Genomic DNA, 11,820 nt, shown 5'->3' with positions numbered 1-11,820 from the left:
GTCCCCGTGACAGGTTTTATACTGTTTAAGACGAGTTGGGGTCTCAATGTGCGGGCTGTAGGCAATAAACCAGAGGCAGCGGACACCCTGGGGGTTAGTGTCGTACTTATTAGATATCAATGTTTGATTGTGGGCGGTATGCTGGCCGCTCTGGCTGGGGCTTTCTTAACAATAGGACAGGCTAATATGTATGCTGACAATATCACAGCAGGCAGAGGTTTTATCGCCATTGCCCTAGTTTACTTCGGACGCTGGAGTCCCTGGGGTATTCTGCTTGGCTCTCTCTTATTTAGTTTGGCGGATTCCTTTCAGAGCATGGTTCAAGTGCTGGGGATCAATTTCCCTTACGAATTGGCCGTCATTTTACCGTACATGGTCACAATTATTGCTTTAGCAATTTCCTATGGACGCGTCTGGTCCCCAGCAGCACTGGGTAAGCCCTTTCAGCGCGGAACCAGAGGTTAATTATAGAGAAAATTTAAGGAGGAAAAAGACATGAAAAAAAGAGTACTTACTTTATTGTTGGCTGCCCTTACTCTCTTAGCTTTAAGTGGTTGTGGCACCAAACCGACCGCTCAATCGACTCCTACCCCTGCTCCTGAGGCTCCAAAAGTGGAAAAGATCCGCATCGCGCTTGTGCTTCCGGCTACTGTAGATGATTTAGCTTGGGGCCAGTCCATGGTGGAAGGCTTGAAAGCCGTTCAGAAAACCATGGGTGAAGACAAAGTGGAGGTCGCCATCAGCGAAAAGTTGGGGAATGCTGTAGACGCAGGGTCTGCTATCCGCCAGTATGCAACCCAAGGGTATGATATTATTTTTGCCCACGGCTCCCAGTACCAAAGCGTCTTAACCGAAATTATCAAGGACTTCCCTAAAACAACGTTTGCCTATGGCACCGGTTTCGCCACTCATCCCAATGTTTTTGCTTATGATCCACAGGCCCAAGAAGGTGGCTACCTGTTAGGTATGCTCGCAGCCATGATGACCAAATCGGGTATAGTGGGAATTGTTGGACCCGTAGAATCCGGTGATGCAGTAAAATATAACTATGGTGTACAGCAAGGTGTGATAGCGGGTAAAGCAGATGTAAAATCGCGTATCTCTTATACGGGCTCCTTTAATGATATCGTGGGGGCAGGCAATATGGCCAAAACCCATATGAGTGCCGGAGCTGACATCATCACTGGTTCCTCTCAGCAGGCTGTAGGAGCCTTGAGAGCAGTTGCCGAAACCGAGGGCAAATACTGGCTCTCAACGGATATGGACCAAAGCAATATTGCTCCTAACCACGTTTTAGCAGCCCAAGTGTATAACTGGGAGAAGATTGTTGGTAAAATTATTGAATTAAGAAAAACGGGAACTCTTGGTGGACAACACTTAACCCTGAGTTTAGCTGACGGAACGATTGTATTAAAGTACAATGAAAAATTGGCAGATAAGATCCCTGCTGAGGCCAAAGCTGCAGTAGAAAAAGCTAAGCAGGACATTATCAGCGGAAAACTAAAAGTGGAATTACCGAAGAAATAACGGGTGAGTACAAATGGTAGAAAAGATTGAAAACTTACAGATGTCTGGAATCACCAAACGTTTTCCTGGTGTCCTATGTAGTAATAATGTTAGTATTGAAATAAAATCCGGTGAAGTACTGGCCATTCTGGGTGAAAACGGAGCAGGCAAAACCACTCTGATGAATATCCTTTACGGCCTTTACCGGCCTGATGCAGGTAGGATCTTGCTAAATGGTAAACAAGTCAATATTAATTCTCCTAAAGACGCTATTGCGCTCGGGATTGGTATGGTGCACCAGCATTTTATGCTGGTGCCGACACTTACCGTCTGTGAGAACGTTATTTTAGGGCTATCCAAGACGTTCTTAGTGGATCTTAAAACGGCCGCTAAAAGGATTAAAGAAATTACGGACACCTATGGTTTAGCCATCAATCCCGATGCCTATGTCTGGCAGTTAAGTGTTGGGGAACAGCAACGCGTAGAGATTATCAAAGCGCTTTATCGCGGTGCCAATCTATTGATCCTGGATGAACCGACAGCGGTACTCACGCCCCAGGAATCCAACGAATTAATTCAGTTGCTCAGAAACATGGCCGCCCAGGGAAACTCGATCATTATAATAAGCCATAAATTACATGAAGTAATGGCCTTAAGTGATAGGGTTACCGTCCTTAGGGATGGGGCAGTGTGCGCCGATGTTTTGACCCGTGAAACTTCGCAGGAAGCTCTCGCGCAGTTAATGGTGGGAAGAGAAATGGCTCCCTGTAAAAGGGAAGGAACGTTTTCGCCGGGTAAGACTGTATTAGAGCTTGAGAATGTTTTTTCGCAGGGGGATAAAGGAACAGAGGCTTTGGCTGGAGTTTCTTTCGCGATCAGAGAAGGAGAAATCTTAGGAATTGCCGGAGTTTCAGGTAATGGGCAAAAAGAACTTGCTGAGGTGATCGCTGGACTGAGAAAACTAAGTAAAGGTAAAATTAGTTTAAACGGCAAAGAAAGCACCAAAATGTCACCAGCTCATATCATTGACCAGGGCTTGGGTTATATCCCAGAAGATCGGCTTCATGTGGGAACCATCCCTTCCTTTAGTATCTGGGAAAACGTTATTCTGAAAGATCACCACTTGCCTCCTTTTGCCAAACATCTACTTCTCCAAAACCGGGCAATTAGCTCCCACAGTTCATCGTTGGTAGATAAGTACGGAATCAAAACACCTGACTTGGAAACTCCTACAAGCAGTCTGTCCGGCGGCAATATCCAACGGGTCATTCTAGCCAGGGAGATTACCCGTAGTCCAGTAGCGCTGGTAGCTGCTTATCCTACCCGAGGACTGGACATTGGGGCGACAGAATATTTGCATAGCAAACTCCTGGAAGCCCGTAGGAACGGTATTGGAGTCTTATTGATTTCTGAGGATCTCGAAGAACTGATGAGCCTATGTGATAACATAGCAGTGCTTTATGAGGGCAGAGTTATGAAGGTTATGCCGGTTGAGGAAACAAATGAACGTAATCTGGGACTCCTGATGGCCGGTATAGCCTAGAGGAGGCTCGAGAGCTAGGTCAAAACAACTCCCTCAGAAGTGCTTATTGCGCTCTGAGGGAGTTGTTTTCGCTGGATTCAATACTCTTTTAAAACTTGCTAGCCGGCCGTTGACAAAAACATATCAAAATTTAAATATTATATAGTAGATCAATTGCGGACAATTAACATGATTAGTCGATTCTACATATATTAGCCAAGAAAGGGAGGGCTTTAATTTGAATAACAACATATCGCAATGTCCTTTATTAAAACAGGGTTCCTCGGGTGCTAGCGTTAAAATATTGCAACAAAGGTTGGCAGCAGCCGGTTTCGCCCCTGGAAGCATTGATGGAATCTTTGGACCCATGACTCGAGTAGCTGTGGTTGCCTTCCAGAAGAGCGAGGGACTAGTGCAGGATGGAATTGTCGGTAGAATGACTTGGACTGCATTGGGCGTAAATTGTAATACACCACCGGTCAATAACTGCCCGACGCTTGCACAAGGAAGTACTGGACCGGCTGTAACGAGACTTCAGGGACTTCTTAAGACCAGGGGATTCTATGAAGGCAATATCGATGGGATTTTTGGACCCATTACTAGAACAGCTGTAATTAATTTTCAAAATACTTCGAAACTATTGCGAGATGGAATCGTCGGAATACAGACTTGGACTGCTCTAGGCGTAAATTGTGCTTAGCGCCCAAAAAGAGAAACAAGGAGAGTAGGCGCCAATACCCATTATCGTCAAGTCAATTGGTATCCCACTTAGTTGTTGTTGAATGAGTTCTGTGTAGCCCGTATCGGCTCCAAAAAATAGATTGATCCCGTTTTTAGATAATAGGAAACTGTTCGCTTCCATCCCTTTTTTCCAGGGTATTCTAGCTCCCCAGTGTTGGCCCTCTATCGCCCTGACCTTAACTCCGGCGAAAGACTTACTGTCTTGCCAGTGCATTTCTTCAACAGATTGGAATTTCATACCGTTCCACAAGGGAAGGGTATTTTTGGCAGTAACTGCCAGAGTATCGGGTGATTGTAACCTGCGTAAGGTGGGATAATCGAAGTGGTCTGTATGAGCATGTGATACAAGTAATAAATCGATAGGCCCCACCTCGTCACTGCTCAAGGCTGAAGCGATGTAACGACTTGGCCCTATTGTAAAGTTACCTAGCGGAGTTATACCAATATGTGAGTTTAGGGCAGGATCAATAAGGATTCTTGTACCAAAGAAGTTAATTAGAAAACTGGCATGACTAAGCCAAGCGACCGTGACTTCATGGTTTGACCATTTGTTAGGAGTAGGGATATAGTTGGGTTTGACTAGTTTTTGTCCGGTTCTTTTGTCTCATTGTAACGCATTATCTATAGTAAAATAACCCCCTGTTAAGCCTAGAGTACCTAATAGGCCTAGGCCAATAAATTTACGTCGGGTGTATCGTTTCGAGGGTTGGCTAAGTGACTCGGTGTTGATTAATTTGCCCTGATTCTTCAAAGGGTATCACTCCTGTATTTAAATAGTGGAGTTTCGAGACTTTATTAGCTGTACCCTATTTTACAGGAAAACCTTGATGATAGGAAGCTTAAGATCAGATGGCTGTTGGTAGCCAGCTGATAGTAGGCTCTGTGAGCCGGATTGATAGCCATGAGGATTCCCTTAGTCTTTCTTATGATGAGATTAAGGGAATATGTCGCGCACACTATTGCAGCAATCGGCCCGCTATAAGAAGGGCGGAAGCAAGTTTTGCTTCCGCCCTTTTTACTCTTTAATAAGGATTTTTGTAACTTCTGCAATATATAAGGTGTGATGATCCACATCAGGATACCATTTTTCGTTAAGTTCTTGAGCAATGAAACACTCGGGTTTAAACTCTTGTGCATAAAGTTTTTTGCACAGAATGGCGATATTTGCTTCTTCAAAGTACGGAATATTATTGGTATGAAGAACAGTTAAATTAGAGTTTTTAATTTTGTCCTCATCTCTACCAGACTTTGTGCCAAGATAATTCAATGTAGTTCTGAAGCTGTTATCTAAAAAAGATAAGGAAAATGTATCTGAGTTATCTATAAACTCCTTTGTGTAGCGTTGGGGGCGGAGGACAATGTAGGCAACATTTTTTGCCCACATTACACCAAAACCACCCCAAGAGGCAGTCATTGTATTAACCTTTCCATCTTTTTCAGCAGTAATAAGCATCCAATCTTTACCTATTAACTTAAACGGACTTTGTTCAAAAAGTTCTGGACTAATTTCACTGAATTTGGACATTAACCTTATCCCCCTTTTGGTATTTTTTCAGGATTCACAGATTTCTGTAATGAGTATGTGGTCAGCTCCTAGAGTTATGAAGATGCTATGACTATGTTCATAAAAGAGCGCTTTCTTTACTCTCATATCATACCAAATTATTCTACTAGTATTACAGTGCTAAGTATGGAATGCGATGGTTTATGCAAAAAAATAATTGACAAATAGGGTTGCTATATCTACAATTGTTATAACTACAATATATTGAACATAAATATTGAAATAAACTATTAAATAAACTATATGGAGGGAGCGTTAAAATGAAAAGCAAGATCGCCAATGCCATTAAACTGAAAACCCAACCCATTGCTGTATTTCGCACAGATTTAAAACCTAAGGGGGCTCTACAATTTCAGGAGGGAAAGTGGGGCTGTGTTATCTCAATGCTAAATGCTGCAACTAAGGGTCGGAGCGTAATGTTTGACACTAAAACTCCTGGTTGTGGGGGCGGAGCCGTGGGTTTAGGCTTTAAACAATTTTAGGGCTAACTGATCCATCGGCCCGAAAATTTATCGACAAAGATATCCTTTCCTTTAGCCTAACATTTAAACGGTTTTTGGAGTTAGAAGATCAAGTGGAAGAAAGCTTCTTAACCAAAGAAACCTGGTTGCAAATTGCAGAAAGGATCTAACTCAGGAAGATCGGGCTTATTGCCTCTTTAATTTGCTCTACTCTAGATTTGTGTTATTATAACCTTTAGATGTTTATGAGTGAAGAAGGGGAATATATGAAAGATTTTAATATAGATGATTCCTTGGGTTTTATCGTTGCTAAAACAAACCATCATATGAAATCCTATTTTAGTAAGTTAATAAAAGACAATCACTTAAATGTCACAACAGAACAATGGGCAATCCTAAATGCTGTGTATCATAATCCAGGGGCATCGCAAACTGACTTAGCCCATGCGTGTCTTAAAGATAAAACAAACGTAACAAGGATCTTGGACTTGCTAGTGAAAAAAGAATATGTGGTTAGAAATATTGATCTAAATGACCGTAGGACTTATAGCATAACCCTCACAGAGTTAGGCGAAAGTGTCCTTGAACAACTCATCAAAATTTCCGATAATGCAAATAAGGCTTTCATATCTGATTTAAATCAAGATGACTATAGAGAGTTTATTCGTATCTTAAAAACAATTAATGGCCCGCTCGAAAAGCTATTATGAATGAGATGATAGTAACAGCAACTAATTCGTGACAATCTCTTTCAAGTGAACTCGTTCAGCTAAAGCTGAACATCGAGACTTCGGTGACGTAAGTCTCCAGTGGAGACTTATGCCGAAGTCGCAGAGCCACTGATGAATACTTTTGCGCCGTAGGATGGACTCTACCTCCTTCGCCGCGAAGTCTTCCTTTCGGGATCAGCGGCTACGGCGATAGTCTCCACTGGAGACTATCGTCACCGAAGCAGATAAGGAACACCCACTTACAAGAAGTGGGAGTCTCGAACGTGGATAAAAATTAAAAAAAGGTAGCTATCCAAGTAACTCCTGTTTCTTGTATACTACCTTTTTTAATTTGCCCTGATGCTACTTGATGAAAACGGGCACTGGGTCTTCTATGAGCTCTCTGGATAGGTTGAAAGCTCCCTAATGTAGGGTTAAACCCATGCATGGGGAGCTTTACTCGACCATTTTCTGGCCTGTTCAAGAGCTAACTGGAAACATTGGTGTGTTAGATCGATTGACTTAAATCGTACACAAATAAATTATTTGTAATTTTAAATCTCTAGGTTCTTCGCGTTTTCAAGATCGAGCCAGATTTGGAGCTGCCAGTAATATCGCTTCATTATCTCGATAAATTTTCCTGAATTGGGATATTGGAAGAGGATTTCTACCCAGACCTACTTCTATCGTGTAACCAGGTCGTCGATACTTATCGATGAACCAATCCTTGTAGCCGGCGTAGGATGTAATTCCAGTCGTTTGCGACAGGGAATAACCACTTAATATCGAGAAAACTTCGCCAATGCGCCGAGCCTCAGGTGGAGTCTTATTCTGGTAGGTCCAATAAATCACCTCACCTTGGCTATGGTATGCAAGTACTAGTCTAAAGTTATGGTTTCGGGTAAAGTCCGCCACGGCTTTTGATTCGGGTTCAGACTCAGGATATTGTCCGGAAAACCTAGTAGGCCCAGGACCGTATACCCCGTAAGTAGCTTCAGCTTGTTTAGAAAGTTCCCAGGAAGCATCGTAATTGTGGTTTAAATCGACCCCTCGGATGTTGGCTTGCCACACTTCTCCAAAGTTCATTCGACCCTTGTTCCAAGCAATTAGTTGATTATAAAAGGGATTATCCCTTTGTAATCTCTGAAGAACTAAGTCGACCCCGTCAGGATTAACCATAGGCATAATGTAAATGGTGCTTTTCGTTCAAATATCTCTTGGATCAAAGTCACGTATCTTTTGCCCCTCGGCGTAAGCTTTGGCGAAGTTCTCGGTAAATTTCATCACGAGGGGAGATGTTATCCATTCCAAGCCATGATGGGCACTGTTATAGAAGACTTCCACTGGTCCATTCCCCAGCTTGAGGGTGTACAAGTTTTTTCCGAGCACACTTTTACCTGCTATCCCAACTTCGATAAAGGGATAGCGAATCTTTAAGCCCTGCACATCTCTCTCCATAATTTCGTAGGTATAGTTGATATTGGTATCCACGACATCAAAAGCATAGGGAACTTTAATCACCTGACCAATTAGGAGATTAAAGGGATCAATTCCCGAGTTTGCAGTAAGTAATAATTCGAGATTGATACGATACTTTTGAGCAATACTACTTAAGGTGTCTCCATATATTGTGGTATAATTCTCATAACCTAAGAGAAACTTTTGTAACACTGTATGAGTATTCAAGCCTATAATACCATCCGCACTTAGACCGTAATCTCTTTGAAACTGTTTAATTGCTTCCTCGGTTCGAAGGCCAAAAATCCCGTCAATGGAACCAAGATTATAACCCATCTTTGCCAAGAGGCTCTGGATTTCCATGACATCACTACCTCTGGAACCGCGTTTGAGCGCCCGCATATAATACACCCCCTTGTAGCATATGTGCGGGGCAGTATTCTGTGTTAATAACAATAAAAAGTATAGGATTAAAACAAGGTGATTTTTGGCTGTGTGGTACAGTTTCTTAGAGATCTTGGTGGATTTCTCCTTTATTGAGCAAAGCATCAAATCATAGGATTGAGTAACACGGATAAAGGGATTTGTGTTATTCTGATAACCAAGAGAAGTTTTTAGCCCCTTTGGGGGGATATAATAGGCAATGATTGATTAGAGGAAAAGCAAAGGGGGAAATGAATATTGAATAACAATGTTATCCTTGGCAGAACACTTACTGAGTGGAAGTTAGAATTTCCATTACTGAATAAACTGATCTCTACCCAAGAGGTTTTCTGGACCAATCCAAAATACAAGACATCCAAAAACCATGTTCCAATTCAGGAAAAAGAAATTTTAGAGGCGGAGGAGAGGCTCATTCGCTTCGCTCCCTACATCGCGCAAGCCTTCCCAGAAACCCAAGACACCGGAGGGCTCATTGAATCGTCCCTTGTACCTATCCCGGATATGCAGGGATATCTGGAAAAATACTACGACTTAAAAATCTTAGGGCGTGTCTTGCTTAAATGTGACAGCCACCTCCCGATATCCGGCTCGATCAAGGCTCGAGGCGGAATCTATGAAGTCCTTAAGCACGCTGAAGACCTTGCGATTAAGCAAGGTATAATGGAACTGGATGACAATTATTCAATTTTAAATACACTAAAGTTTAAAGAATTCTTCTCCGGTCACTCTATCGCAGTAGGATCGACGGGGAACCTAGGCCTAAGTATTGGCGTAATCGGAGCAAAACTCGGATTCCAGGTCACAGTCCACATGTCCTCCGATGCCAAGTCATGGAAAAAGGAACTTCTCCGTTCCAAGGGAGTCCAAGTAGTCGAGTACGGCTCGGATTATAGCAAAGCGGTCGAAGAGGGGAGAAAGCAAGCTGAGAAAGATCCAAACTGCCATTTTGTCGATGACGAGAACTCTCGTGATTTATTTGTAGGCTATGCTGTAGCTGCTTATCGTTTAAAAAAACAATTGGACGAGATGAAGATTGCCGTGGATTCGAATCATCCACTCTTTGTCTATCTTCCCTGCGGTGTGGGGGGTGGACCGGGGGGAATAACCTATGGCTTAAAGCAAGTCTTCAAAGAGAATGTCCATTGCTTCTTCGCTGAGCCGACTCATTCCCCGTGCATGCTTTTAGGTCTGGCGACCGGCCTTCATGATCAAATCTCGGTCCAGGATATCGGTCTAGATAATAAGACCGAAGCCGATGGATTAGCCGTAGGTAGAGCTTCGCGTTTCGTAGGAACAGTGCTTGAACCGATACTGAGTGGCGCCTACACCATTAAAGACGAGGAACTTTTCAGCTTGCTTCAGGCCCTGAATAATGCCGAGAACCTCCGGCTTGAACCTTCTGCACTTGCTGGAATGCCCGGACCGGCAAGACTATTACAGGCCGATGCGGGCCTTGAGTATTTAAAGAAATTCGATCTCGAGAATAAAATGGACCAAGCTAGCCATATTGTTTGGGCGACTGGTGGAAGCTTAGTTCCAAGCGAAGTAATGGATCAATATCTGCGTAAAGGCACAGTAGATATTTAATACAATACGAGAAGCACGTTGATTGTCACTTCAACGTGCTTTTTACTGTCCTTCTGATCTTCCAAAGGAGTCAAGTTATACACCTGACCATGTCAAATCATGAAGTTTCATCTGTATAGCTTGGAAGAAGCTAAATTATTTTCTTATTTGCCCTTTAAAACATGTCCCAATCTGTTTTCGTTTCATATATTAAACTGAGAAGATAAAAATTTGAACCATAGCAACTTAACTCAAATCAAATTAAGGAGGATAAAAATGGCTCTCTTAAACTACAATAGAAGTATTCTGACAAATTTTGCAAATTCGTCCGCTATTGTGCTCACTGGTATTGACCAAATAATTTTAGAATTTGGTCTGTTTGTAGCTCAACCAATAAACTTTGTTGAATTGCTAACAACGATTGGATGGGACGTGACGGGTGTGAGTCCAGTGCCGCCGGATCAACCTATTATTGAGCTCACGATTCATCAAGATGGTATACCAGTCGCATCAATCAACCAAGAGTCGATTCAAGATGGATCAGATTCACCGCTAGAGAATTTGACTACGTTCCAAGCCGTTCTAACGAATGTAGCTGCTGGTCATCATGTTTATCGATTACTTGCTCGTAACCTTCAGACTGCTCAAGGAACTATAACCATCACTGGTCCCGCTAACATTTCCGGTAAAGTCATCGGCTAATAAAAAGAAGCAACAAATAGAAACATGAAGTAGGTATTAAAAAGAAGCAAGGGGACGGTTCCCTTGCTTCTTTCGATCCTCTAGCAATCAAAATAGCTAGCGATTATTCGCAGCATTTATGGTCCTTGACTTTTTCCACAATCCCAGGAACCATATCGATCAGTTTTTCTAAGCTGCCTGCTTTCTTGATCGGTAGTAACTCAACGTTATCTCCTTTGATGACAAGGATCGCTGACGGAGAAATCTTCGCACCGCTGCCTGCGCCGCCCCCGGTACCTTTGTTGCCTTTTTCATCCGTTCCGCCACCGCCGCCCGTACCAAGACCAAAACTAATATCGATGAATGGAATGATGGTCGTTTCACCTACAGTAAAGGGTTCACCAACTACTGTTTTAGTTCTGACGAAGTCCTCTAGTTTTTCAAAGAGGGTAGAGATGCTTTCATTAATACTAAAATTATCTGACATATTGAAGTCCTCCTTTGATTTTTGTTTTAAGCTGAGCCATTAATATATTCCTAATTGGGTTCGTAATCAGGAACTCTATCATAACTAGTATTAGATAGGGCAGCCAGATTCTCCCACCAATCAAAAATCGTCCTTCTAGGATTTCCACGTCAAAAACTGGTTGTATGTTAATATCCTTTTTATCAAACAGTGCATAGAGTTGACTATGAAATGCACACATCAAGCCGGTGTACATCGGGTTATCGAAACCAATTTTGGCATCAATAGATAGCTCTTTAGGCTGACAGTATTTGAATAGCTTAAGAATAGTCGCTAAAACTTTTTTAAGGATGTTAACCCTTAAGAATTTAATGAAATTAGAATTATTTCGAAGTTTTTTACGTTTAATAATTTTTGCTTTATCGCTATGTTCTTTGTCCTTTTCAGAAGGTACACGAGTGGATTTCTGCTTCATATTAAACTTTTTTAAACCAAAGACGGTAAGAAAAACCGTTTTTTGTTTGGATTGTCGCTTGAAATTTAGTTTTATCCCGCCGAAAAGCCAGGATATTGAGAGTTTGGTTTGTAGCACATCCAATTTCTCTCCAGAAGCTTGATAATGATAGGGGATAAGTATAATTGCGGTCACCAGCAACCCAATACCCAGAAGAATGTAACCAAGAATTGATAAAACGAACATG

Annotated in this window: 10 protein-coding genes and 3 pseudogenes; 8 read left to right on the top strand and 5 right to left on the bottom strand. The window is 42.3% G+C overall.

Going from position 1 to position 11,820, the window contains the following annotated elements; all coding sequences use genetic code 11:
* The 4 genes from JL57_RS10750 to JL57_RS10735 all read left to right on the top strand — a co-directional run.
* The coding region (locus JL57_RS10750) for an ABC transporter permease (protein ID WP_034142046.1) at positions 1–465 on the top strand (465 nt) is incomplete at its 5' end.
* 30 nt (positions 466–495) lie between these two features.
* The gene (locus tag JL57_RS10745; protein WP_034142042.1) at positions 496–1,527 is read left to right on the top strand and encodes a BMP family protein; all 1,032 of its coding nucleotides are present in this window, start codon (positions 496–498) and stop codon (positions 1,525–1,527) included.
* A gap of 13 nt (positions 1,528–1,540) precedes the next feature.
* Entirely contained in the window at positions 1,541–3,049 is a 1,509-nt protein-coding gene (locus JL57_RS10740; RefSeq protein ID WP_034142041.1) for an ABC transporter ATP-binding protein, read from the top strand.
* 217 nt (positions 3,050–3,266) lie between these two features.
* Positions 3,267–3,728 carry a peptidoglycan-binding protein gene (locus JL57_RS10735; RefSeq protein ID WP_291299955.1) on the top strand — a complete coding sequence of 154 codons (462 nt, stop codon included), beginning with the start codon at positions 3,267–3,269 and terminating at the stop codon, positions 3,726–3,728.
* An 18-nt stretch (positions 3,729–3,746) separates the two neighbouring features.
* Here JL57_RS10735 and JL57_RS10730 read toward each other — a convergent pair.
* Together JL57_RS10730 and JL57_RS10725 are read right to left on the bottom strand one after the other, a co-directional pair.
* Positions 3,747–4,334 (bottom strand): annotated as a pseudogene (locus tag JL57_RS10730) (MBL fold metallo-hydrolase); the annotation flags it as partial.
* A 450-nt stretch (positions 4,335–4,784) separates the two neighbouring features.
* Entirely contained in the window at positions 4,785–5,294 is a 510-nt protein-coding gene (locus JL57_RS10725; RefSeq protein WP_034142039.1) for a flavin reductase family protein, read from the bottom strand.
* A 299-nt stretch (positions 5,295–5,593) separates the two neighbouring features.
* On the opposite strand from JL57_RS10725, the pseudogene JL57_RS10720 reads away from it, so the two are divergent.
* Positions 5,594–5,964, top strand: a pseudogene (locus tag JL57_RS10720) (DUF169 domain-containing protein).
* 96 nt (positions 5,965–6,060) lie between these two features.
* Positions 6,061–6,504: a MarR family winged helix-turn-helix transcriptional regulator gene (locus JL57_RS10715; protein ID WP_034142038.1), complete on the top strand. Its 444-nt coding sequence runs from the start codon at positions 6,061–6,063 to the stop codon at positions 6,502–6,504.
* A gap of 579 nt (positions 6,505–7,083) precedes the next feature.
* Here JL57_RS10715 and JL57_RS10710 read toward each other — a convergent pair.
* A pseudogene (locus JL57_RS10710) lies at positions 7,084–8,364 on the bottom strand (M14 family metallopeptidase).
* Positions 8,365–8,643: 279 nt separating this feature from the next.
* On the opposite strand from JL57_RS10710, the gene JL57_RS10705 reads away from it, so the two are divergent.
* Both JL57_RS10705 and JL57_RS10700 read left to right on the top strand, forming a co-directional pair.
* Complete coding sequence (locus tag JL57_RS10705; RefSeq protein ID WP_034142037.1) at positions 8,644–9,993, top strand: D-serine ammonia-lyase; 1,350 nt, start codon at positions 8,644–8,646, stop codon at positions 9,991–9,993.
* Positions 9,994–10,248: 255 nt separating this feature from the next.
* Entirely contained in the window at positions 10,249–10,674 is a 426-nt protein-coding gene (locus tag JL57_RS10700) for a hypothetical protein (protein ID WP_034142036.1), read from the top strand.
* 103 nt (positions 10,675–10,777) lie between these two features.
* Here JL57_RS10700 and JL57_RS10695 read toward each other — a convergent pair whose 3' ends face one another.
* A complete protein-coding gene (locus JL57_RS10695; protein ID WP_034142035.1) occupies positions 10,778–11,140 on the bottom strand; it encodes a GerW family sporulation protein in 363 nt (120 codons plus the stop codon).
* The gene (locus JL57_RS10690; RefSeq protein WP_034142034.1) at positions 11,130–11,819 is read right to left on the bottom strand and encodes a DUF2953 domain-containing protein; all 690 of its coding nucleotides are present in this window, start codon (positions 11,817–11,819) and stop codon (positions 11,130–11,132) included. Before JL57_RS10690 ends, JL57_RS10695 begins: the two co-directional genes overlap by 11 nt.
* Position 11,820: the final 1 nt, after the last annotated feature.

Source organism: Desulfosporosinus sp. BICA1-9 (assembly GCF_000802135.1).
Note: the sequence above shows the minus strand (reverse complement) of the source record. Positions and strands in the feature narration are given on the sequence as shown.